Source organism: Pseudomonas sp. GL-RE-26, assembly GCF_019956275.1.
GTDB lineage: Bacteria > Pseudomonadota > Gammaproteobacteria > Pseudomonadales > Pseudomonadaceae > Aquipseudomonas > Aquipseudomonas grandcourensis.
In genome coordinates this window covers 165,755-187,623 of the sequence record NZ_JAHBDI010000083.1, presented here as the reverse complement: position 1 = coordinate 187,623, position 21,869 = coordinate 165,755, and the positions used below count along the sequence as shown (strand labels likewise).

Genomic DNA, 21,869 nt, shown 5'->3' with positions numbered 1-21,869 from the left:
CATGGTCAAGCGATCAGGCGGACTTGAAACGCGCCATCAGTTCGGCGCGCGCCGGGCTGGTCAGCGTCGCGGCGGCACCGAACTCCAGCGGGCTCAGGGCCTCGGCGGCGGGGTACATGATCGGATCGTCGAGCATCGCCACCGGCAGCAGCGCGTCGACACGCTTGTCGCCGCTCGGGTAGCCGTGGCTCAGCACTTCCAGCTTGTTGTGCTGCGGGTCGAGCAGGTAGTTGATGAAGGCGTAGGCGGCGTCCTTGTGCTCCGAGCTTTTGGGAATCGCGAAGAAGTCGCTCCACAGTTCGCCACCTTCCTTGCCCAGTTCGAACTGCATTTGCGCGTTGTCGCGGTGCAGTTGCGAGGCGTCGCCGGTCCAGGACATCGCCAGCCAGGCATCGCCGCTGCGCATCGACGGCTGAATGTCGGAGTTGATCGCGAACAGGTGTGGCTTGACCTCGATCAGCAGCTTTTCCGCGTCGGCCAGTTCCTTCGGGTCCAGGGAGTTGAAGCTGTAGCCGAAGCTTTTCAGCGCGTTGCCGATGGCGGTCAACTGGTAGTCGTGAACCATCGTGCGGCCGCTGGCCGGGCCTTGGGCGGCGGCCCAGAATTCCTTCCAGCTGGCGGGGCCGTTCTTCAGCTTGCCGGCGTCGTAGAGCATGCCGGTGGTGCCCCAGTTTTTCGGCACTGCGTAGACCTTGCCGTCCACCGTGCCCTGGGCCATGAACTTCTGCTGGAACGCCGAGGCATCGAAGTTAGGAATGCGCGACAGGTCCAGCGGCTCGATCAGCCCCAGCCCGACGTAGGTGCTGATGGTGTAGTTGGTCGGCACCAGCACGTCCCAGCCACTGCCTCCAGCCTGCAATTTGGCGAGCATTTCTTCGTTGGAACCGAACACGCTCATCGACACCCGGGCGCCGGTGGTCTTGCCGAAGGTGTCGAGGTTTTCCTGGCTGTGGTAGTTGGGCCAGGTCGCCAGCGACAGGCGATCACCCAGCTTGGCCTGTTCGGCGGCCTCGGCGGAGGAGGTCAGCAGGGCGGGCATGTTGGTCGCGACCACGGCGGCAGCGATCCCAAGGCCCGTGCGGCCAAGGAACTCGCGGCGGCTGATCGAGCCGTTCTGCCAGCTGCGCAGGGTTTTTATAAAAGTCTTCTGGTCCATAGCACGCTCCACATCCGGTTGATGAAACGAATCGATGATTTACAACGCCATGGCCAGGCCATTGGCGTGATCCCAGCCGACGCGCACTGGCGCGCCGTGTTCGAATGCATTGGCGCCGTGGTCCTGCTGGCGCGGCACCCGCACGCAGACCACGCCGAAGGCCTGGGTGCGCACGCGGTATTCGGTGGAATTGCCCAGGTAGATGCGGTCCTCGACGCAGCCTTGCAGCTTAACTTCACGGGTCATTTCGGCGTTGGCGCTGGCGATGCTGATCAACTCCGGCCGCACCGCAATGCAACCGGCGGCGTTGGCGCTCAGGCCTTTGCCAGTGGGGGTGAGGGGACTGGTCAGCTCCAGACCCTGTTCGGTACGCAGCACCACCGAGTTGCCGTTGAGCTGGCGCACGGTGCCGTCGAACAGGTTGGACTCGCCGATAAAATCAGCCACGTAGCGGCTGGCCGGGGCTTCATAGAGTTGTTCCGGGGTGGCGGTCTGGATGATCGAACCGTTGTGCATCACGCTGATGCTGTCGCTCATCGACAGGGCTTCTTCCTGGTCATGGGTGACCAGTACGAAGGTGATACCGACCTCCCGTTGCAAACGCAGCAGTTCCGACTGCATCTCCTTGCGCAGCTTGCGGTCCAGCGCCGCCAGCGGTTCGTCGAGCAGCAACACCGTCGGCTTGTTGACCAAGGCGCGGGCGAGGGCGACACGCTGTTGCTGGCCGCCGGACAATTCACTCGGCTTGCGCTGGCCGAAGCCACTCAGGCGCACCATCTCCAGCGCCTCATCGGCCATACGAAGTTGCTGTTTTTTGTCCGGGCGCGGGGTGCGATAGCGCAGGCCGTAGGCAATGTTCTGCGCCACGGTCAAATGCGGGAACAACGCGTAATGCTGGAACACCATGTTCACCGGCCGCTCGAAAGCCCGCACACCGGCCACGCTCTTGCCGGCCAGACGAACCTCGCCGCTGGTGGGCTGTTCGAAGCCGGCGATCATGCGCAGGGTGGTGGTCTTGCCACAGCCCGAGCCGCCGAGAAAGGAATGAAACGAGCCACGCCGCACCGCGAAATCCAGACCGCTGACGGCCTGCACCTCGCCATAGCGTTTGACCACATTGCAGAATTCGATATCGCTTGGCGGGGTGTTGTTCACGAGACGGGCTCCCTTGCAGTGATGAATCAGTGCGTCGGGGGCCAAACTAGCAATCGGGGTTTTGCGGTGTATATATCCCTTGGGGGATAGGAGGGGGTGGAGAAAGTTTTTCAGTAGACGTATGGCGTAACGATCATTGATAAACCCCGTGTTCAATCCGGGCCAGATAATTCTCAACCTTCTGGAAGCCATGCGAGTTGCGGATCAGTTCCAGCGGGATGTTGCCTTCCAGACCCTTGCAAGGTCTCTTTAGCCAGTCCTTAGCCAACCGCTGATTGCCAAGCACATTGATGGCGTATTTCAGGATTTTTACATACCGGACTGTATTTTTTTGCTGGTTTAGAGGTGCCAATTTAGTCTCCTTCGCCATCTCTTGTATTTGCCTGGAGCTGCCAAATTAAACCTCGCACTTCCGACGGCCAACCCTAAAAGCGCGTGGGATATTTCCTGAATCTATAGAAAGATTTCAACGCTGGCAGGTCGATTGAATCCAGTCATTCAGCATGGTTTAAACATGCGTGTTTAATAGCTGTAAGCGTTACTTCATGAAAGCTACAACGCCTTGCGTCGTTGCCTACAGGTACGCCAGAATCCGCCGGCTTGTGCGCCTTGGGGCTGGGTTTTATCGTTTGTCGGTCGCTGAATAACAACAGTGATCGGGTTTGGTAGCCCGGCTATGTGAGGTGCAAAGCGTCATCATCTGCAGCGTTTTTTTACTCTGCTTTATGGTGGCCATGCACAGGGCGCCTTTGGGCGCGCCGGTCTCCTTGCATCCCGGTCTACCAACCTGCGTATGGCCACCACCCTTCGTTTGGTAGCGTGAGAGTGATGGCTCCTTTTACGATGTAAGGAGTTTCACTATGTTCAAAGTCACACCCAACCCGCCGGAAACCGATCCCGCATCCCCGTACGAAAGCCTCGATTCAAACAAGCTCCACGAAGCCGCCGAGCGCGCCCTCGATCATTACCTAAACCCCGGCCCTGCAATCATGGCCACCCCGCGCAAACCCGGCACGATGTTCATCGTCAATCCCGAACTCAGTGCCGAAACCTTGCTGGTGCACGCGTGTGAGTCGCTGGCGTCGGCCAATGTCATGGCCAACGATCTGGTGGATCATCTGGAGGGGACGAGCCGCAATGCGCTGTTGGGGATTGCGCAGGTGATCATGCTGGGTGAACTGGCGGTGAACCGGGCGCTGGATCAGCTTGATCCGCCCTGACCACAATCTTCAGATCACCAGTAGACCTGTGGGAGCGGGCTTGCCCGCGATGGCGGTATGTCAGACACATCAATGTTGAATGGGTTGCCGCTATCGCGGGCAAGTCCGCTCCCACAGGGATTTGCGTATACCGACAGGCCTCAGGCTTGCAGCTTGAGGCCGGAAGCCTGCAACGGATCTTCCGTCAACTCCCGAATAAACAACCCCAGCAACTCCGACTGGCTCCCAATCCCCAGCTTGGCGTAGATGTTCTTGCGGTGAATCTTCACCGTGCCGGGGCTGATGTTCAGTTGTTCGGCCACCGAGGCGCTGGAGTGGCCGCGCAGTAACAGTTGAACGATTTCCTGCTCGCGGCCGGTGAGGATGTGCGCGCCGAAATGGTCGAAGGCTTCGCGGATCTTGAAGTCCAGGTCTTTCGCCGGTCGCGGCTCCTGAGCCTGACGCAAACGCCAGGCCTCATTGATGACCTGCTCGACCACCGCTTGCGCGCACTCGACCAATTGCATTTCATCCCGGCTGAACGCACAGCTGGCGCTCGATCGCATCAACGACAACACCGCCATGGCACCACCGCCGAGGTCGACGAAGAACGCCACTTCCTCGGCCAGTCCGGTCTGCTGGTAATAGGTCAGGAAGTACTCGCCGAGGTAGAAGTGGTCGGGGGCGAACTGGCGCAGACGCCACAGCCCCGGCGCCTGCCCGCGTGTGCACGCCAGGTAGAACGGGTCGAGCAGGTAAGGCCCGCACTGATAGTCGTCGACATACACCGCCCGCTTGTCCGCCGAGAAGGTATCGAACAACGCCAGTGGCCGGTGATTGCCTTCGTAGACAAACAACACGAAATGATCGACCGGGCAGATTTGCCGAAGCCAATGGCTCAACCCCGACAGCCGCCCATGCCCGGCAGGCAGGTCGAGCAGGTGGGCGACACCGGTGGTCCAGACTTTCAGTTCCTTGGGGCGCATGGCGGCTACAGGCAGAAGAGGATGGCCATTGGATGCACAAAGTACGCCATGGCGGTTTTGCCCGTGTGGAGCGGGCGGGGTGGCGGTGCGTCGCCAACAAGACGCACCGCAACAGGGCCGGGTGTTACCGAGTGCTACAAGGCTGGTAGCAAAAGTGATCGGCTGAGTCCTTCAGCGAGCACTCCGGGTCGAAGGCAACAGGATCGTCAAAACTCCCAGCAGCGGCAGGTACGAGCACAAGGTGTACACGTATTCGATGCCATGGATATCCGCCAGGTGCCCCAGCAGCGCGGCACCAATCCCGCCGAAACCGAACATCAACCCGAAGAACACCCCGGCGATCATGCCGACGTTACCGGGCACCAGTTCCTGGGCGAAGACCACGATGGCGGAGAACGCCGAGGCGAGGATGAAGCCGATGATCATGCTCAGCACGCCTGTCCAGAACAGGTCGACGTAGGGCAGGGCGAGGGTGAAGGGTGCGGCGCCGAGGATCGAGAACCAGATCACCTGCTTGCGGCCGATCCGGTCGCCGATCGGACCGCCAAAGAACGTGCCCGCCGCGACGGCGCCAAGAAACAGGAACAGGTACAGCTGCGAACTGGCCACCGACAGGTCGAACTTCTCGATCAGGTAGAAGGTGAAGTAACTGGTGAAGCTGGCCATGTAGAAGTATTTGGAGAACACCAGCAACGCCAGCACCACCAGGGCGAAGGTCACCCGCCGTTTCGACAGGCCGTGGGTGGCCTTGCTGCCTTGCTTGAGCTTGAACAGGTTCAGGTGATTGCGGTACCAGCGGCTCAGGCCGTATTGCACGAGGATGGCGAACACCGCGAACAGGCCGAACCAGGCGACGTTGCCCTGGCCATAGGGAATGATGATCGCGGCGGCCAGCAAAGGGCCGAAGGCACTACCTGCATTGCCACCGACCTGAAAGGTCGACTGCGCCAGGCCGTAGCGACCGCCCGAGGCCAGCCGCGCCACCCGCGAGGTCTCCGGGTGAAAGGTCGACGAACCGACGCCCACCAGTGCCGAGGCCACGAGAATCGCCGGGAAGCTGCCGACCATCGACAGCATCAGAATACCGATGAGGGTGCAGACCATGCCGGCCGGTAACAGCCACGGTTTGGGATGACGGTCGGTGTAGAAACCGATCCACGGTTGCAGCAATGAAGCCGTGAGCTGGAAGGTCAGGGTGATCAGCCCGACCTGGGTGAAGCTCAGGCCATAACTGGCCTTGAGCATCGGGTAGATCGACGGCAGCACGGCCTGGATCAGGTCGTTGATCAGGTGCGCCAGCGCGCAGGCGCCGATGACGCGCATGACCAGAGGGCTGGCCTGGCTGGCCACCGAAGCGGTGGGTGAGGGTGAACTGAGGGTGGTGGTCGACATGGGCGATCTTCCGGATAAATAACGCGAACTGCGAACGCAAGGCGCAGCCAATTTCAGGGTTCGGCGTTATCCTAGGGGCCTCAAAGGCGCCCGTCTCGCGCAACTCGGGCATGGACCATCGCAAAAAGGGCGTCATGATCAAACCATTGCAGGCATTTCTTGCGGAAATCGACCAGGGCGGCTGGAGCGTACGCAGCAGTGCGACCGACTACCCGGAAAACTGGTTCATCGCGCCGCACTCCCATGAAAAGCATCAACTGATCTATGCCATCGAAGGCGTAATGGTGGTGCACACCGCCACCAGCCAATGGACGGTGCCGCCGAGCCGTGGCATCTGGATGCCCAGTGGTGAGGTGCACTCGATTCGCTGTGTGGGGGCGATCAAGATGCGCAGCGTTTTCGTGCGCCCTGACCCGAGCCTGGACCTGCCCGCCGAAACCCGGGCAGTGAGTGTTTCCGCGTTGCTGAGTGAGCTGATCAAGGTCTCGGTCGATTTCGACTTTGCCTGTGAGCCGGACTCGCGGGAAGCCCGGGTGCTGCTGCTGATTCTGGACGAACTGACGATCCTGCCGACCTTGCCGTTGAACCTGCCGCAGCCCGCCGATCAACGTATCAACCTGATTTGCACCGCGTTGCAACGTGATCCGGGGGATGGCTCGACACTGTCGGACTGGAGCGCCCGCTTGAGCCTCGACGCCAAAACCATCCAGCGCAGGTTCCGCAAGGAAACCGGCATGACCTTCGGCCAATGGCGCCAGCAAGCACGATTGCTGCTGGCACTGGAACGAATAGCCGTCGGGGAGAAGATCATCGACATCGCCGGGGAGCTGGGGTACGACAGCCCGAGTGCGTTCACGACGATGTTCAAGAAACAGTTCGGCAAGACGCCGAGTGATTTTTTCAAGTGAGGCGGCCGCCCGTGGGACGGCCGCTTGACGCCTGAATCAGGTCAGGATCCTTGCGGCGTTTCACCTCGCGCCAGTCGCGCATTGATGTCTTCGATGACCGCCGGCAGATCGACGATGGTGTCGATCAGGTAGTGCGGGCGCGAGCCTTCGAACATCTTGACGATACGGGCCCGCTCACTGTTCAGCCTGTCGGAGGGCAGGGCCTTGTATTGCTCGTAGGTCAAGCCCAGGGCATTGCCGGAACAGGTCAGCGCCACCGTCCACATCCCGGCGGCACGGCCTTCGAGAATGCCGGGCCAGGTGTCGTCGACCTTGACGCAGGCGGCGACGTCGCTGATCCCCAGGGCAATCACGTTGGCCAAGGCCTGGGCCGGGTAGGGGCGGCCGTTCGGTACCTCGTCGGTGGCCACCACATGGTCCGCGACGTAGCCATTGTGCCGCGCCAGCTCGACCACTTTTTCCATGACGACGGCCGGGTAACCGGAGCAGGAACCGATTTTCAGACCCTTGTCGCGCAAGGCATCGATGGTGTTCAGTGCGCCGGGAATCAGGGCCGAGTGCAGGGCGATTTTCTCGATCTGCAGCGGCATGAACCGTTCGTACAGTGCGGTGACATCGTCATCGCTCGGCAGGCGATCAAACACTGCACGGTAGCGTTCGGCGATCTGCGGTTGATTGCACAGGGTACGGATGTGATCCCACTTGCCCATGCCCATCGGGCCCCGCGCTTCTTCCAGAGAAACGGCGACGCCGAACTCGGCGAAGGCCTCGACGAAAATCTGCGTGGGGGCGAAGGAACCGAAATCGACGACGGTGCCGGCCCAGTCCAGGACCACGGCTTGCAGTTGGGTCGGTTGTTGGTAGTTCATGGTATTTCTCCATTTTTTGTTGTGGGCAGGCCGTCCCTCCTGTTGCCAGGAAGTAGGCCTATGGATTGCTCAAGGGTGAGGCGAAATCAGATGGCCGGCGTTGGGCTCGAGTCGAACAGCTCCGCGATCATTGGCCGGTTTCGGCGAATGCCCAGGCAGCACAGGTGGTAGTCGATGGAAAACGGGTGGTTGACGAAGGTGATCGGTTTGGTGCCAGGGGTTTCGGCGTACTCGACCGCCGAGACGAAACCGATGCCGATGCCCTTGGCGATGGCATGCACGATGGCCTCGCGGCTGTTCAACTGCATGACGCAATTCAGCTCAACGCCCAGGCGCTTGCAGCTTTCCTCCACCAGTTGACGAGTACGGGAGCTTTTTTCCCGCAGCACCCATTTCTCCTCGCTGATCTGCTCGACATGTACTTCTTTCTGCCGGGCCCAGGGATGGTCGTCACGCACCACGGCAATGATCGGGTAGCGCCGGTAAAGCTGCGTGTCAAAACGCTGGTCGAATTCGGACAGGGCCAGGATCGCCACATCGATATCGAAGTTGAACAGGCGATCCAGGGTCTCTTTTTCCGGGGAGAACGAGGTTTCCAGCTCGATGTCCGGGTGCCTTTGCATCAGTTCGTAGGTCAGGTTCATCGCAATCGGCGGCGACACCGCGCCCAGGCGCAGCATGCCGGTCTTGCGTTGCTTGAAACTTTGCAGCAATTGCACGGCTTCATCCTCCTGGCCGAACAGGCCCTGGGTAATCGCATAGAGCTGGTGCCCGGCGGCACTCATTTCGATAAAGCGGCCGCGGCGATGGAACAGTTCCACGGAAAACTTCTTCTCCAGGGCATTGACCTGCTCACTGACCGTGGGCTGGCCGACGCTCAAATACTCGGCGGCGAGGGTGAAGCTGCCGGTCTTGGCCACCGCATGAAATGAACGTAGCCACTTGTGGTACTGGTACATAGACGATCCTGTTCCTGAGCCGCTGCCATTGATTCAATCTGTCCAGCCGGGCCATCAACGCCTGATGAACAGCGCCACCGACGCGCTGCAGAGACAGGCAGCGGTGACCACGATGAAGATCAGCGAGGTGTTGCCGGTACTGTCGAGCATACTGCCGATCAGCGGTTCCGCCAGGCCAGCGAACAGGTAGGACGAGAAGTTCATCACCCCGGTCGCGGTGCCGGCGCGCTTGGCGCCCACCAGGTCCGGGCACAGCGCCCAGAAGCTGGAAGCGGGGCCGTACACGAAGAAACCGCAGAGGAACAACGCCACAAGGCCGGTTGCGCTGTGGGGGGCAAGGGTCCACATCCACAAACTGGTCGCCGCGCCGAGGAACATGTAGAGCATGATCGCCAGGTAGCGTTTGGAGCCGAACAGCTTGTCCGAGATCCAGCCGTTGCTCAGCGCGCCGATGGCCATGCCGACCGGAAGGGCCACGGTGATCCATTTCGGATCGATCATGCTGTCGCCGGTCTTCCAGTTGGCACCCAGGAAGTGCACCGGCACCCAGACGATCAAACCGTAGCGGGCGGCGTTCTGGAACCCGAGGGACACGGCGGCGATGATCAGGCGAACGTTTTTCAGAACCGCCTTGTAACGCTGCGCGGAAGTTTCGACTTCGCCATGGGCCACTTCATGGCTTTTGTCCTCGGCGTTGGCCACACCGGTGTCGGCAGGCGGTTCGAAACCCAGGTCTTGCGGACGCTCGCGGGCCACCAGATAGAAGATGATGCCGCCCGCCAGCATGAGCAATACCGGCAGGCGGAAGATCCAGCGCCACTCCAGATGCATCACTTCCAGCACGACGATCGAAGTCACGTAGGAAAGCACCGACGCGCAGCCGGCCGCGAACACATAGAAGCCGTAGACCTTGCCGCGTTCGCCCGCGCTCCACCAGTTGGAGATCAGCCGACTGCCCGGTGCCCAGCCCAATGCCTGGAAGTAGCCATTGATGCCCCAGGGCAGGATCAGCCCGGCAAAACCGCTGGCGAAACTGGTCACCCAGTTGGCGCCGCAGGACAGCACGGCGCCCATGGTCATGATGCGTCGGCCACCGAATTTGTCGGCGAGGTTGCCGTTGATGGCCTGGCCAATGGCGTAGGCCCAGAGCATGGCGGCCGATGCCCAGCCAAGGTGCTCTTTGGTAAAGCCGAACTCGGCCTGGATACCGGGAATGGCGAAACCGAACGTTTGTCGCCCGGTATAGAAAAACAGATAGCAAAACATGGCTGCCAGCAGCATGCGCCACTGGGCGACGCGAAACGATGCGGTGTGTACGGCGAGACCTGGCATGGTTTGGGCACGATTCATGATCTTTTCCTTATTCTTGTTCGTTCCCTGCGAGTTGCATCGCAGGGTGCACTCTTTTTCAGGTGCGGCAGGAAATCGTCGCGGCTCGTTACGCCGCTGGCAGTGTAGTGTCTTTGGGGGCTGGCGAGCCCTAGGCCGCTCGTGAGCCGATGAAGTTCTTGCCGCGTGCGCCTTGCAGGGCGAAATCGATCATGGTTTGGGCCTCTTCGGCCGTCACGCCGTAGTCGGCGAACTCGGTTTTCACATCCAGGCTGTGCAGGAAGGCGCGCAATCGGGCCTGGGCTTTATCCAGGTCTGGCCCGAAAACCCGTTGCAGGGTCTTGTCGCGCGTCTCGTCGTGGCCCCAGGCAAGGCCCAACACCAGTGGCAGGGTGAAGGAGCAGGCAATGCCGTGGGGCAAGCCGTAGTGCAAGGTCATCTCATAGGAAATGGAGTGGGCCAGTGCGGTCTTGGTGTTGGAGAACGCCATGCCGGCCTTGAGTGCGGCGAGGGCCATCCGTGAGCGCAGTTCCTGGTTGGACAGGTCACGCCGCAGCAAGGGCAGGCATTCGAGGATGTCCTCGATGGCAGAGATGGCGAAGGTGTCGGAAAGCGGGTTGGCGTTGATGTTCCAGATCGACTCCAGCGCGTGGGACAGTGCATCCAGCCCGGTGGAAACGGTGACGCTGGCCGGCACCGTGAGCATCAGTTGCGGATCGATGATCGCAACCTTTGGCCAGGTACAGTCCAGGTGCAGGGAGTACTTCTTGTGGTTGGCTGCGTCCCAGATCGTCGCCCAGGGCGTGACCTCACTGCCGGTGCCTGCCGTAGTCGGGGCCGCGATCAGCTGTTTACTGCGAACCGGAACGAAGGGTTTGCCGCTTGCCAGCAATGCCAGCAGCTCATCGAAGCGGCCGGACTCGGTGCCGACAATCAGCGCCTTGGCGGTGTCGATGGCACTGCCGCCGCCGACGGCAATCACCGCATGGCAATCGCCGGCCTCTTGCCAGAAGCGTTCATAGGTTGCGCGAAGTTGCGCGACATCGGGATTGGGCTGGACATCCTCGATCACGTAGACCAAGCGTTCGCCCAGCAACGCTTGAAGGCGATCCACCAGCCCCAGGCCACGGGCTTCGGGAAAGGTCACGACGGCAACGTTCTGATGTTCGGTGATGGCGGCAAGCTCTTGCAAGCTCCCCCAGCCGAAGCGGGTATCCACTGGATTGTGAAATCGGGCGGTCATGGCGGGTCCTTGGTTTTTGTTGTTGGAAGTGACGCCATGCTCGCGGTCCACGGACTGCTGCACAAATCGATAATTCACAGGTTTGAATCGGCTGGGCCGATAACGGCCGATTGGAAGGACGTGGCTGATGCTTCGCCTTCATCCCAATAAAGAAACTACCTAGAACACTGCGGCAAATGCCGTTGCCGATGGGGTTCGTCTCAATATCCCGCCAACGGGGGCTGTCATAGGCTGTGTGCTTTTGGCAAACCGGTGGGCGGAGTCGCTATGCGTTTATTTGAACTGATCACTTTTACCGTGCGCGTGCGCACAGTGGCCGATGCGCTGGTAAGCATCGAGGCTGAGTTGGCGAAGCCGGAAGTCGGCGGGGTGTTGATGGGCTGCTGGGCCTCGGAAATCGGCCAGTTGAACCAGATCGCCGTGCTGCGCGGTTACGCCGACGAGCACTCAAGACAAGTGGAGCGCGAGCGTTTCCTGCTGGGGGGCGGGGCGTTTGGCGTCAACGAGTTCATCACCGATCTGCGCGTCGAAAACTACACGCTGTTTCCCTTCCTCGAACCCTTGAGCGCGGGGTCGCACGGTCCATTCTACGAACTGCGCGTCTACGACCTGGTCAGCAGCGGGTTGCAGCCCACCCTCGACGGCTGGAGCAATGCCATCGAAGCGCGAACCGCCGAACAGTATTCGCCGGTGTACGCAGCGTTCTACGCCACCGACGGCGCGCTGCCGCGCTATCTGCACATCTGGCCCTGGACCACTTTGGAGCAACGTCTGCAAGTGCGCACCCAAGCGGTCGCCGACGGCGTCTGGCCGCCGGAAAACTCCGGCCCGCAACTGCGCGACATGCGCTCGACCATCTACCTGCCCGCGAAGTTCTCGCCCTTGCAATGACCCGGGCGCAGTTCGGCTGGCCAGGTGTGAATTCAAGATTGTTGAATAGCGCTCCTGCGCCCGTTCGGGGCGCTTTCGAACCCTCAATACGTCGAGTGAAAACTGTGCTCAGAAACGTGACGGACATGGATCTGCGCTTGTTGCGCATTTTTTCCATCGTCGTGAAATGCGGTGGACTCACCGCGGCCCAGGCCGAGTTGAACATGAGCTAGTCGAACATCAGTACGCACGAGTTTAAAGAGTCAGAAACTCGGAGCTAAGCTGCCAACGCTTCCGGGGTGATAGGCTGGCGGCAAGCACTTCTTTTGGTACAACAACTCGTAAAGGGATCGACAGTGGCCAAATTGACTACCCCGCTCGGCGAAAGCAAAAGCCCGAGAACACGACTGATCAAGATTACAGAAATTGTTGGGAAGGTTGGACTCAGTGCGGTGCCTATTCCGCCACTGGTTTCCGAGGTGGCGAAACTAGGCCTAGAGAAAATATTCAGCTACGTCCGTCAACGCGATGAACAGCGAATCTTAGAGTTCTATCGGGCATTTCTTTACAGGAAAGAATTGCCGGACGAAGACATCCTCGAAGCGGAAATTGAGGAAAGCAATTTCCACGCGTTGTTAAACGCTTGCGTCTCCGATATCGAGGAAGAGAAAACCGTCCCGTATGCGAATATCACCAGGTCAATCGCGTTGGGCCGGGTAAGCCCAGAACTGCGCCGACATTTCATACTCACCCTCAGAGACCTTTCTTGGGAGGAACTGGATCTGCTGCGAAGAATTTACGTGGTGACAACCCATCCAGTTATCCCTAAGAGGGGCAAAGACTTTGACATGTCTGACTTACTTACCTACTCCCCAAGTCAAATGTCTGAAACGCTTGCAGTCTCGAATCTTAAAGCCAAGGGAATGGTAGAGGACGACAAACTCACTAGCGCCGGTAGCAGCTTTGTCACCGCTTGCTCGAATGAAGACGACCTTGAGCCGGGTGTTTACGGCTACAGAGTTTGGTCGGGCTATACCTGCTTGATACTGCATTTGAGCGGCAAGCGTTTCGGCAACAGTGAAAGAGAAATGCTAGCCGCGTCGTTGAGGTCCAGCTGTATCCATTCCCATTCGGTGACATCTGTTGGCGGGTTTGACACAAGAAGCGATGACTCGTTATCTCGCTTGCGCACGAACTGTTGCGTGATCTTGATAGACGAGGATTTCGAGGCTACCCCAGCTAGCTTGGATGCGATCTCAAAAATTGCAGAAACAAGGCCTGTTGTTCAGGTGCTTAACAACCGAGAAACCGTTGAGAATGAACCCCTCGCTCGATTGCCTATGATTAGACTGGATCTGAGTCAAGGCCATTCTTGGCCAGCAGAAGCTGTAAATTTGCTGATCCGGGAGATAAACCAGCAAGGGCAAGTGAACAAGGCCCAGAAGTAGTTCAGGCCATCGCACTGAAGCGGTTTATAAAGCACATTTTTCCGTTGCAAGATTCAATCACCGCAGGGTGTTCCTGATGGCGTACAAGCGTTCGACGTTTTCGAGTATTTCAGGGCGTCTACGTCGGCGGTGCGGATGCGCGAGTGGTTACTGATCGCTTACTTAGTCGATGAATGTATTGCGTCTAGGGTCTCTTCAGTCAAAGTGCCCATTTCTATCCGTAGCCGTTCCATTTCTGCCGAGTAGGCGACAGCATCTGTTGAGAGCCCAAGCTCACCTCGCATCTCTATTGAGAGTTTCTCCATGAGTCTCCCGAATGGCATCAGCTCAGAATAAATTGTCTTGGCGTACGCATTGCTAAGTCGATCAACCTGCTCCTGTTTAGCGTCTCTTGACTGCTTGTGTTCGGCCATTTTGGTCAACTGGCTTTCATGGGATTTCATCAGCGCGTTTAACCGTTGGCCATCGGGTTCGGCGGATGCGGTGAGAAGTTTTATCTCGGCGAGTGTTTTTGCAACGTGTTCATCAATAAAATCAAGGACACTGTCTAACCCAAACACCTCAGTGCGTAGGTCCTGCATTGGTTGCACCTTCAGTAATAACTTTACAAGAAGGCTGGAGCACTCTTTATCCAGTGAATTCACGAGAGTCAAAGTAGCCGGCTCAACGACTAGCTTCATCTTCGACAATATTGACTGAAAACCGTGAAGTGCTTCCGATGTATTGGTTTCAGCCAAGTCTATCTCCGACAGTCCAACGAAGTGCCTCATAACCTGGTGTGCTTCATCTGTTGCGCGTAAGTAGATCTCACGACGAATGCTTGTTATGCGTTCCCTTGACTTCTCGGTAGCATCATGTTCCAGCTGCATCCTTAACCGTTTTGTGTTGCTCCGGTTCGATATCAGTACCCCGCTCAGCGTCAGCACTGATGCTATGACTCCTGACCAAATTACGTCTGGGACCAGACCAACAAAATAATTCACACACGCCATTATCTCCGCAATCATACGACCCCCCCTTAGCCTGGTCTCATGAGGTTAGTACAGGATTCCGATAGTCCGATTCCGATCCCATGGTTGATTCACTCAAGCACCTGAGTTGCTACTTTGTTGCTCCGAAAAGCTCCAAAAGCATGCGTGTTTAAAGGGCGTCAGGGTTACTTCATGAAAGCTACAAGACCTTGCGCCGTTGCCTACGCTTACGCCAGAATCCGCCGGCTTGTGCGCCTTGGGCCCTGTCGGTAACTTGATCCTCGTCACTGCTTATCAGTGATCGGGTTTAGCAGCCCGATGCCAAGAAACACAAGTGTCTATCAGTCAGGTGCCCAATGCCTGCACTTGATGGCGGTTGTGTGCAGGGCGCTTCGGCGCGCCGATTTCTTGGCTCATCGGTCTGCTAACCTGCGCACAGCTGCCTCCCTCTCGTTTAGCAGCGACGGGTTGTAGCCTCACTCTTATGAGGATAGAGCCAATGTTCAAAGTCACCCCCAATCCGCCGGACGCCGATCCGACATCTCCATACGAAAGCCCCGATTCAAAAAAACTCCACGAAGCCGCCGAGCGTGCGCTGGCCTTTCACTTCCCCTCAACCGCCGACATCAAAGCCACTCCGCGCACGCCCAGCCACCTGTTTACCGTTGACCCCGAAGCCACGACTGAAACGCTGGTGGTGTATTTGGTGGAGACGCTGGCGTCCGTCGATGTGATGGTGCATCAACTGGTGGATCACCTGGACGGTGGGTCGCGCAATGCCCTGCTGGGGATCTCCAACAGTGTGATGCTGGCGGAGATTACGGCAAACCGGGTGTTGGATCAGATTGACCCGCCTGAGTAGGTCAATGTCGAAGTGGCGGTCCTTTTGGGGCCGCTGCGCGCCCCAGCGGGAGCAAGCTCCCTCGCCACGGGTTTGCCTGTGCCTGCCGTTATGGCACAGGTTTATCTCACTCTCCTTGGTATTTACCTTAGTCCTAAACACGCAACGCCAGTTACGCACCCGAGGCCGGCCTCAATGCAACGCCTGCTCGTCCAGGTACTCGGTCAGGCACTCGATAAACGCCTGATGCTTGCGGGTATGGCGGCGGTGCGCCGGGTAAATCACGTGGATTTTCCGGCCGAACTGCTCGGGGTCGAGGTCGGCGTCCGGCAGCAGTTGCACCAGTTCACCGCGCCGGATGTACGGGGCGGCGCTCCACTGCGGGCAGAACTGCAAACCCCGGCCGGCCAGCAGGGCGCCGAACAGGAAGTCATAGTTGTCGCTGCTCAGCCGCGGTATCGGCTGGGTGATTCGTTTGCGTTCACCCTCCTGTTCGAGCCACCAGTAATGCGGGTTCAGGGCCGGGTGACGAAACAGCAGCCAATCGTGTTGATTGAACGTGTGCGGTTGCACCTCGAGCGGGTTGCGTTGCAAGTAGCGGGGGCTGGCGCACAAGAGGATGCGGTTGGCGGTCAGCGGGCGGGTGATCAGGTCGGGCAATTCCACCGGGCCGTCCCGCACCGCGAGGTCGAACCGGCCTTCGACCAGGTCGACGAACTCATCGGTGAGCACCACGTCCAGGCGCATCTGCGGGTAGCGCTCGAGAAAACGACAGCACACCTCATTGAGAAAGGCCGGCGCGAACGAGGGCGGGGCGGTCACGCGCAGCAGGCCATACATTTCCCGCTGCAACTGGCCGATGTCTTCCCGGGCTTGCTCCAGTTGCGTGAGCACTTGTCGCGAACTGGCGAGGAAAATTTCCCCGGCCTCGGTCAGCGCGATGCGTCGCGTGGAACGCTCGAACAGGCGCGTGCCCAATTCCTCTTCCAGGTGGGTGATGGCCCGTGTCAGGGCCGAGGTGGTTTTGCCCAATTGCGAAGCGGCACGGGTGAAACTGCCCTGGTCGGCGGTTTCGACAAACATCGCGATGGCGCTGAGCTGGTCCATTCAGTGTTTCCTGTTTGGAAAGTATGTGTTACGTGGGCCGAGTATTCTTTACCGCCGCCCGGTTCGCTAGTCTCACGGCATTCCTACAAGAAAAAAGGTGCGGGACGATGAAGCGGATTATCCAGTCGGCATTGGCCATGGCTATTGGTCTTTCCTCTATGGAAAGCATGGCGGCCGCCGATCTGATTTTGCATAACGGCAAAGTCTTTACCGCCGAGCAGGGCAAGGCGCTGCAACAGGCCGTGGCCGTGGAGGACGGGAAAGTCGTCAAGGTCGGCAGCGACGCCGAGGTGCTGGCCCTCAAGGACCCCGGCACGCAGGTCATTGACTTGCAGGGCAAGGTGTTGATGCCCGGTTTCATCGACACCCACAGCCACGCGGTGTTTGGCGGGGTGAAGCTCAAGTCCGCGGACCTTGAGACGCAAATGCTGCCGTTCGACGAACTGGAGCAGCGCTTGCGCGAGTGGCGCGACAACGGCAAGGCCCGGCATGGCGACATTCTGGTCGTCGGTGGAACGCCCTCGACCTACTGGAGCCAGGTGGCGGAGTTTGAAAAGCGCTTCAACCAGGGTGAATGGACGGACACGCCGATCCTGTTCGTCGGGTGGGATTACCACACCGGTTGGGCCAACAAGACCCTGCTCAAGCGCGCCGGTATCGATGCCGAGCGGGTCAAGGCACTCACGGGCGAAGCGGTGGCGACCATCGGCCACCATGACGACAACACCCCCAACGGTTTCGTCGCCGATGCCGGCTTGTCGGCGGTGATGTCGCAGCTGCCGCCGGCCAGTCTTGAGCAATTGATCAGCGCCGCCGAAGCGGCCCGCGACCTTTATCACAGCCTGGGCGTGACGGCGCTGATGGACCCGGCGGCCAACGCGGTGCCCGGGGATGCGTTGTTCGACTTCAAGCCCACGGTGAAAAACGTCGGGGTGCTGCCGGCCTACAAGGCATTGGCGGACAAGGGTGAACTGCGCCTGCACGTGGCCGCCCTGATGGTCGTCAACCCCAAGAGCAAACCCGCCGACCTTGAGGTGGTGGAGCAGGTGCGCGAGCAATTTGCTGGCGTCGACAATCTGAGCCTGCCGGGCATCAAGGTGTTCGCCGATGGCGTCGCCGAATTTCCGGCACAAACCGCATCGTTGCTGTCGCCCTACAAGAACTCGCTCAAGGGCGGCGAACTGCTGATCGACCCGGCGCACTTCGGTGAACTGGTGGGGGCCGCCGATGCCCGCGGCTGGCTGGTGCATGTGCATGCCATCGGTGATCGAGCGGTGCGTGAAAGCCTCAATGGCATCGAGCAGGCGCGTCGCGAAGGGCACAACAACGTGGCCCACTCCATCACCCACTTGCAGATGGTCAACCCCAAGGAATTCACCCGGTTCAAGCCGCTCAACGTCATCGCATCGATGCAGCTTTACTGGGCCTCGGCAGACGAGCTGAGCATCGATCTGCTGCAGCCTTACATCAATGCCATGCAGTTCCAGTTCATGTACCCGGCGCGTTCGTTGCTCAAGAACGGCGCGACGATCTCCGGGGCCAGCGACTGGCCGGTGTCGACACCGGATCCGTGGAAAGCGATCGGGCAAGCCATCAGCCGTAAAGGCCCCAAGGGTGTGCTGAACCAGGCAGAAGCCATCGACCGCGAAACCATGTTCTACGCCTACACCCGCAACGCCGCGAAAACCATTGGCCTGGAACAGCAGATCGGCTCGCTGACCCCAGGCAAGCAGGCCGACATGATCGTTGTCGACCGCGATGTGTTCAGCGCGCCTGAAACGCAACTGGCCGACACCCAAGTGTTGAAGACTTACTTCGCCGGCCGCGAAGTCTACAGCCGCCCGTAACTCCCCCCTGTTCGCCCACCCTTTGCCCTGCCGGCAAGGGGAGGGCGAAGCCTTGCCGACTCAATAATAAGAAAGGACCTGAAACATGCATCGCCCTGCATTGACCCTGTTTGTCGCCCGCACTTTTTTGCCGCTGGCCGCCCACGCCATTACGCTGAACGATGACTTTCAACTGATGCTCAAACCGGCGGTAGTCAGCGACTACCGCAGCCGTGGTTTGTCCCTGACTTTGGGCGACCCGGCGGCGCAACTGGACGCCACATTGCTGCACAGCAGCGGCGCCTACGCCGGGGTCTGGACCTCCAATGTCGATTTCGGCCTGAACTATAAAACCCGGTTGGAGCAGGATTTCTACGCAGGCTTCTACAAGCAGATCACCGATGACGTCAGCCTCGACCTGGGCTACCTCAAGTACACCTACGCCAGGCAATCCGATTTCAATCAGAGCGAGGTCTACGCCATCGTCAAAGCCTATGGCTTCAAGTTCGCCAGTTACTACTCCAACGATTTGCAGACTTTCGTGGGCAAGGACCAGGACACGCTCTACACCTGGCTGGGCTACAGCTACGCGCTACCGGCGGACACGGGGCTGGAGGTGCGCTATGGCCGATTCGATTTCAAGGATGACGTGTTCATTGCCGGCAACGGCGCTACCCGTGGCGCCTATCACGAGTGGGAAGCCAGGCTGACCCATAGCGCTGTGGGAGTCGACTGGGCGCTGGCCTACGTCGACACCGACCTGTCCACGCATGAGTGCACGAGCTACTACGGTTATGGCGATGTGTGCACTGCCACGGTGGTGGTCAGTGCCAGCAAGACCTTCTGATCAGGGCTCGGTGCTGATTGCTTGTTGATCTGCCAGGGCCTGCCGTCGCACACCCGGGCATGGCCCTGTAAACTGGTGGGCCAAAAGGCACCTGCCTCACCCCCATCCAGCAAGAGAGTCCCCATGGCAAACCACGACCTGACCTTTACACCCGATCCCGATGCGGATTCGATTTCCTCCGACGTCGTCGGTTTCGGCGGTGTGCTGGTCTCCACACAGATCCCCACCCGCGCCGACGGCAGCCTGGAACTGGGCGACATCACCCTGCAAAGCGAATGCACCCTGCAAGCGCTGAAGGTCGCGCTGGAGCGTGCCGGCAGTTCCATGGACCGCGTGATGCACCTGACCATCTACCTCACCGACATGGCCGACCGCGCCGCGTTCAACGAAGTCTACAAGCGCTACTTCGCCAAGCCATGGCCAGTGCGCGCCGCTGTCGGGGTTGCCTCGTTGGCGGTTGAAGGCATGCGCGTGGAAGTGACCGCGATGGCGGCCAAGGCCTGATCGAAGCAACACACACACAATACTGTAGGAGCGAGCTTGCTCCGGGCGGCGTTCCGACGATGAACATAAGGGCGACGCGTGCATACAGAATGCCCGCGTCATCGTTAACGTCCATCGCGAGCAAGCTCGCTCCTACAAGGATTCAGGCAGGGCAGATCTGCCCAAGGCCACCACCTGGCAGCATACGGGTGCCGGTCAGGCGTTTCGCCGCTACAATGCACGCCTCGACCGTGACAAGCCTGACTAAAAAAACTATGTCTTTGCCCAAACATCACCTGGAATTGCTCAGCCCTGCCCGCGATGTGGCCATCGCCCGCGAGGCCATTCTGCATGGCGCCGATGCCATCTACATCGGTGGCCCGAGCTTCGGCGCCCGCCACAACGCCTGCAACGAAGTGAGCGATATCGCCGAACTGGTGGAGTTCGCCCGTCGCTACCACGCCCGGGTGTTCACCACCATCAATACCATCCTGCACGACAACGAACTGGAGCCGGCCCGCAAGCTGATCCACCAGTTGTACGACGCCGGCGTCGATGCGCTGATCGTCCAGGACCTGGGGGTGATGGAGCTGGACATTCCGCCGATCGAGCTGCATGCCAGTACCCAGACCGACATCCGCACCCTGGAACGGGCGAAGTTCCTCGATCAGGCCGGTTTCTCGCAACTGGTGCTGGCCCGCGAGCTGAATCTCCAGGAGATCCGCGCCATCGCCGATGAAACCGACGCGGCCATCGAGTTCTTTATCCATGGCGCGTTGTGCGTGGCGTTTTCCGGTCAGTGCAACATTTCCCACGCGCAAACCGGGCGCAGCGCCAACCGTGGCGACTGCTCCCAGGCCTGCCGTCTGCCGTACACCCTCAAGGACGAGAAGGGTGGGGTGATCGCTTACGAAAAGCACCTGCTGTCGATGAAGGACAACAACCAGAGCGCCAACATCCGCGCCCTGGTCGAGGCCGGCGTGCGCTCGTTCAAGATCGAAGGCCGCTACAAGGACATGGGCTATGTGAAAAACATCACCGCCTACTACCGCCAGCGCCTCGACGCCGTGCTCGAAGACCGCCCGGACCTGGCCCGCGCCTCCAGCGGCCGCACCGCGCACTTCTTCCTGCCCGACCCGGAAAAAACCTTCCACCGTGGCAGCACCGATTACTTCGTCACTGACCGCAAGATCGATATCGGCGCCTTTGACTCGCCGACCTTCACCGGTCTTCCGGTGGGTATAGTCGAGAAAGTCGCCAAGCGTGACATGCAGGTCGTGACGCACGAGCCACTGTCCAACGGCGACGGCCTCAACGTGCTGGTCAAGCGTGAAGTGGTGGGTTTTCGCGCCAACATCGCCGAACCCAAAGGCGAATTCGAGGAGGACGGCGAGAAGCGTTATCGCTATCGCGTCGAGCCCAACGAGATGCCGGAGGGGATGTACAAGCTGCGCCCCAACCACCTGCTGAATCGCAACCTCGATCACAACTGGCAACAGGCGCTGCAAAAGACCTCCGCCGAGCGTCGCATTGCCCTGAACTGGGTCGCTCGCCTGCGTGAAGACCAGCTGGAACTGACCGCTACCAGCGAAGAGGGCATCAGCGCCAGCGTCACCCTGGCTGGCCCGTTCGGCGCAGCCAACAAGCCGGAACAGGCGCTGGAGCAATTGCAGGATTTGCTCGGCCAACTGGGTACCACGCAGTACCACGCCATCGACATCAAGCTGGACGCGCCGCAGGCGTACTTCATCCCGAACTCGCAGCTCAAGGCATTGCGCCGCGAAGTGATTGAAGCCTTGACCGAGGCGCGGATCGCGGCTCACCCGCGGGGCAGCCGCAAGGCCGAAACCACGCCGCCGCCGGTGTACCCGGATTCGCACCTGTCGTTCCTGGCCAACGTCTACAACCAGAAGGCCCGGGACTTCTATCACCGCCATGGCGTCAAGCTGATCGACGCGGCCTACGAGGCCCACGAGGAAACCGGCGAGGTGCCGGTGATGATCACCAAGCACTGCCTGCGTTTCTCCTTCAACCTGTGCCCGAAACAGGCCAAAGGTGTAACTGGCGTGCGCACCAAGGTTGCGCCGATGCAACTGATCCACGGCGATGAAGTGCTGACGTTGAAGTTCGACTGCAAGCCTTGCGAGATGCACATCATCGGCAAGATGAAAGGCCACATCCTCAACCTGCCGCAACCGGGCAGCGTGGTCGGTCACATCAGCCCCGAAGACCTGCTCAAGACCATCCCGCGCGCGCCGCACTGAGTGACCGGCGAGTGCG

The 21,869-nt window shown here is 59.9% G+C and carries 20 protein-coding genes and 1 pseudogene; 10 read left to right on the top strand and 11 right to left on the bottom strand.

Translation table 11 applies throughout. The annotated features are described in order from the left end of the window. Positions 1-13: 13 nt before the first annotated feature. The 3 genes from KGB07_RS28520 to KGB07_RS28510 form a co-directional block, all read right to left on the bottom strand. Positions 14-1,156, bottom strand: a complete 1,143-nt coding sequence (locus KGB07_RS28520) for a PotD/PotF family extracellular solute-binding protein (protein WP_223467360.1) — start codon at positions 1,154-1,156, stop codon at positions 14-16. A 39-nt stretch (positions 1,157-1,195) separates the two neighbouring features. Continuing rightward, positions 1,196-2,311 carry an ABC transporter ATP-binding protein gene (locus KGB07_RS28515; protein ID WP_223467358.1) on the bottom strand — a complete coding sequence of 372 codons (1,116 nt, stop codon included), beginning with the start codon at positions 2,309-2,311 and terminating at the stop codon, positions 1,196-1,198. 133 nt (positions 2,312-2,444) lie between these two features. Then, the gene (locus tag KGB07_RS28510) at positions 2,445-2,663 is read right to left on the bottom strand and encodes an MbcA/ParS/Xre antitoxin family protein (protein ID WP_223467356.1); all 219 of its coding nucleotides are present in this window, start codon (positions 2,661-2,663) and stop codon (positions 2,445-2,447) included. A gap of 508 nt (positions 2,664-3,171) precedes the next feature. Between KGB07_RS28510 and KGB07_RS28505 the strand changes: the two genes are divergently transcribed. Further along, positions 3,172-3,531 (top strand): DUF6124 family protein, encoded by a 360-nt coding sequence (locus KGB07_RS28505; protein WP_046037373.1) that lies wholly within the window; start codon positions 3,172-3,174, stop codon positions 3,529-3,531. Positions 3,532-3,671: 140 nt separating this feature from the next. Here KGB07_RS28505 and KGB07_RS28500 read toward each other — a convergent pair whose 3' ends face one another. Further along, positions 3,672-4,496 (bottom strand): response regulator transcription factor, encoded by an 825-nt coding sequence (locus tag KGB07_RS28500; RefSeq protein ID WP_046037371.1) that lies wholly within the window; start codon positions 4,494-4,496, stop codon positions 3,672-3,674. Between the two features lie 171 nt (positions 4,497-4,667). Continuing rightward, the gene (locus tag KGB07_RS28495) at positions 4,668-5,888 is read right to left on the bottom strand and encodes an MFS transporter (protein ID WP_046037369.1); all 1,221 of its coding nucleotides are present in this window, start codon (positions 5,886-5,888) and stop codon (positions 4,668-4,670) included. A gap of 134 nt (positions 5,889-6,022) precedes the next feature. On the opposite strand from KGB07_RS28495, the gene KGB07_RS28490 reads away from it, so the two are divergent. Beyond that, positions 6,023-6,796 (top strand): AraC family transcriptional regulator, encoded by a 774-nt coding sequence (locus KGB07_RS28490; RefSeq protein ID WP_223467354.1) that lies wholly within the window; start codon positions 6,023-6,025, stop codon positions 6,794-6,796. A gap of 41 nt (positions 6,797-6,837) precedes the next feature. Here the strand turns inward: KGB07_RS28490 and phnX are convergent, their stop codons facing one another. The 4 genes from phnX to psrA form a co-directional block, all read right to left on the bottom strand. Beyond that, entirely contained in the window at positions 6,838-7,665 is an 828-nt protein-coding gene (phnX, locus tag KGB07_RS28485; RefSeq protein ID WP_223467352.1) for a phosphonoacetaldehyde hydrolase, read from the bottom strand. A gap of 86 nt (positions 7,666-7,751) precedes the next feature. After that, positions 7,752-8,624, bottom strand: coding sequence for a LysR substrate-binding domain-containing protein (locus KGB07_RS28480; protein ID WP_046037368.1), 873 nt, complete (start codon positions 8,622-8,624; stop codon positions 7,752-7,754). Positions 8,625-8,678: 54 nt separating this feature from the next. After that, entirely contained in the window at positions 8,679-9,974 is a 1,296-nt protein-coding gene (locus KGB07_RS28475) for an MFS transporter (RefSeq protein ID WP_046037367.1), read from the bottom strand. A gap of 130 nt (positions 9,975-10,104) precedes the next feature. Further along, positions 10,105-11,196 (bottom strand): iron-containing alcohol dehydrogenase PsrA, encoded by a 1,092-nt coding sequence (psrA, locus tag KGB07_RS28470; RefSeq protein WP_046037366.1) that lies wholly within the window; start codon positions 11,194-11,196, stop codon positions 10,105-10,107. Positions 11,197-11,463: 267 nt separating this feature from the next. Here psrA and KGB07_RS28465 point away from each other — a divergent pair, with 267 nt between their 5' ends. The 3 genes and pseudogenes from KGB07_RS28465 (at position 11,464) to KGB07_RS28455 (ending at position 13,514) form a co-directional block, all read left to right on the top strand. Then, complete coding sequence (locus tag KGB07_RS28465; RefSeq protein ID WP_046037365.1) at positions 11,464-12,087, top strand: NIPSNAP family protein; 624 nt, start codon at positions 11,464-11,466, stop codon at positions 12,085-12,087. Between the two features lie 104 nt (positions 12,088-12,191). Next, a pseudogene (locus tag KGB07_RS28460) lies at positions 12,192-12,296 on the top strand (LysR family transcriptional regulator); the annotation flags it as partial. Positions 12,297-12,422: 126 nt separating this feature from the next. Beyond that, positions 12,423-13,514: a hypothetical protein gene (locus KGB07_RS28455; protein WP_223467350.1), complete on the top strand. Its 1,092-nt coding sequence runs from the start codon at positions 12,423-12,425 to the stop codon at positions 13,512-13,514. Positions 13,515-13,672: 158 nt separating this feature from the next. Here KGB07_RS28455 and KGB07_RS28450 read toward each other — a convergent pair whose 3' ends face one another. Further along, the gene (locus KGB07_RS28450; RefSeq protein WP_223467348.1) at positions 13,673-14,521 is read right to left on the bottom strand and encodes a hypothetical protein; all 849 of its coding nucleotides are present in this window, start codon (positions 14,519-14,521) and stop codon (positions 13,673-13,675) included. Between the two features lie 463 nt (positions 14,522-14,984). Here KGB07_RS28450 and KGB07_RS28445 point away from each other — a divergent pair, with 463 nt between their 5' ends. Further along, positions 14,985-15,347, top strand: coding sequence for a DUF6124 family protein (locus tag KGB07_RS28445; RefSeq protein ID WP_223467346.1), 363 nt, complete (start codon positions 14,985-14,987; stop codon positions 15,345-15,347). A gap of 171 nt (positions 15,348-15,518) precedes the next feature. Here KGB07_RS28445 and KGB07_RS28440 read toward each other — a convergent pair whose 3' ends face one another. Continuing rightward, entirely contained in the window at positions 15,519-16,433 is a 915-nt protein-coding gene (locus tag KGB07_RS28440; RefSeq protein ID WP_223467344.1) for a LysR family transcriptional regulator, read from the bottom strand. A gap of 107 nt (positions 16,434-16,540) precedes the next feature. Here KGB07_RS28440 and KGB07_RS28435 point away from each other — a divergent pair, with 107 nt between their 5' ends. From KGB07_RS28435 to KGB07_RS28420, 4 genes are all read left to right on the top strand, one after another. After that, a complete protein-coding gene (locus KGB07_RS28435) occupies positions 16,541-18,280 on the top strand; it encodes an amidohydrolase (RefSeq protein WP_046037363.1) in 1,740 nt (579 codons plus the stop codon). Between the two features lie 85 nt (positions 18,281-18,365). Then, positions 18,366-19,106: a TorF family putative porin gene (locus KGB07_RS28430; protein ID WP_223467342.1), complete on the top strand. Its 741-nt coding sequence runs from the start codon at positions 18,366-18,368 to the stop codon at positions 19,104-19,106. 123 nt (positions 19,107-19,229) lie between these two features. Then, positions 19,230-19,610 carry a RidA family protein gene (locus KGB07_RS28425; protein ID WP_008021538.1) on the top strand — a complete coding sequence of 127 codons (381 nt, stop codon included), beginning with the start codon at positions 19,230-19,232 and terminating at the stop codon, positions 19,608-19,610. Between the two features lie 254 nt (positions 19,611-19,864). Then, on the top strand, positions 19,865-21,853 hold the full coding sequence (locus tag KGB07_RS28420; RefSeq protein WP_223467340.1) for a peptidase U32 family protein: 1,989 nt from the start codon (positions 19,865-19,867) through the stop codon (positions 21,851-21,853). Positions 21,854-21,869 lie beyond the last annotated feature (16 nt).

Bases quoted from the DNA above. Each gene is read 5' to 3' on its own strand.
- KGB07_RS28505 (WP_046037373.1), top strand. From the start codon at position 3,172: ATGTTCAAAGTCACACCCAACCCGCCGGAAACCGATCCCGCATCCCCG.
- KGB07_RS28445 (WP_223467346.1), top strand. From the start codon at position 14,985: ATGTTCAAAGTCACCCCCAATCCGCCGGACGCCGATCCGACATCTCCA.
- KGB07_RS28500 (WP_046037371.1), bottom strand. From the start codon at position 4,496: ATGCGCCCCAAGGAACTGAAAGTCTGGACCACCGGTGTCGCCCACCTG.
- KGB07_RS28435 (WP_046037363.1), top strand. From the start codon at position 16,541: ATGAAGCGGATTATCCAGTCGGCATTGGCCATGGCTATTGGTCTTTCC.
- KGB07_RS28450 (WP_223467348.1), bottom strand. From the start codon at position 14,521: ATGATTGCGGAGATAATGGCGTGTGTGAATTATTTTGTTGGTCTGGTC.
- KGB07_RS28465 (WP_046037365.1), top strand. From the start codon at position 11,464: ATGCGTTTATTTGAACTGATCACTTTTACCGTGCGCGTGCGCACAGTG.
- KGB07_RS28440 (WP_223467344.1), bottom strand. From the start codon at position 16,433: ATGGACCAGCTCAGCGCCATCGCGATGTTTGTCGAAACCGCCGACCAG.
- KGB07_RS28430 (WP_223467342.1), top strand. From the start codon at position 18,366: ATGCATCGCCCTGCATTGACCCTGTTTGTCGCCCGCACTTTTTTGCCG.
- psrA (WP_046037366.1), bottom strand. From the start codon at position 11,196: ATGACCGCCCGATTTCACAATCCAGTGGATACCCGCTTCGGCTGGGGG.
- KGB07_RS28490 (WP_223467354.1), top strand. From the start codon at position 6,023: ATGATCAAACCATTGCAGGCATTTCTTGCGGAAATCGACCAGGGCGGC.
- KGB07_RS28495 (WP_046037369.1), bottom strand. From the start codon at position 5,888: ATGTCGACCACCACCCTCAGTTCACCCTCACCCACCGCTTCGGTGGCC.
- KGB07_RS28475 (WP_046037367.1), bottom strand. From the start codon at position 9,974: ATGAATCGTGCCCAAACCATGCCAGGTCTCGCCGTACACACCGCATCG.
- KGB07_RS28480 (WP_046037368.1), bottom strand. From the start codon at position 8,624: ATGTACCAGTACCACAAGTGGCTACGTTCATTTCATGCGGTGGCCAAG.
- KGB07_RS28520 (WP_223467360.1), bottom strand. From the start codon at position 1,156: ATGGACCAGAAGACTTTTATAAAAACCCTGCGCAGCTGGCAGAACGGC.
- KGB07_RS28420 (WP_223467340.1), top strand. From the start codon at position 19,865: ATGTCTTTGCCCAAACATCACCTGGAATTGCTCAGCCCTGCCCGCGAT.
- phnX (WP_223467352.1), bottom strand. From the start codon at position 7,665: ATGAACTACCAACAACCGACCCAACTGCAAGCCGTGGTCCTGGACTGG.
- KGB07_RS28425 (WP_008021538.1), top strand. From the start codon at position 19,230: ATGGCAAACCACGACCTGACCTTTACACCCGATCCCGATGCGGATTCG.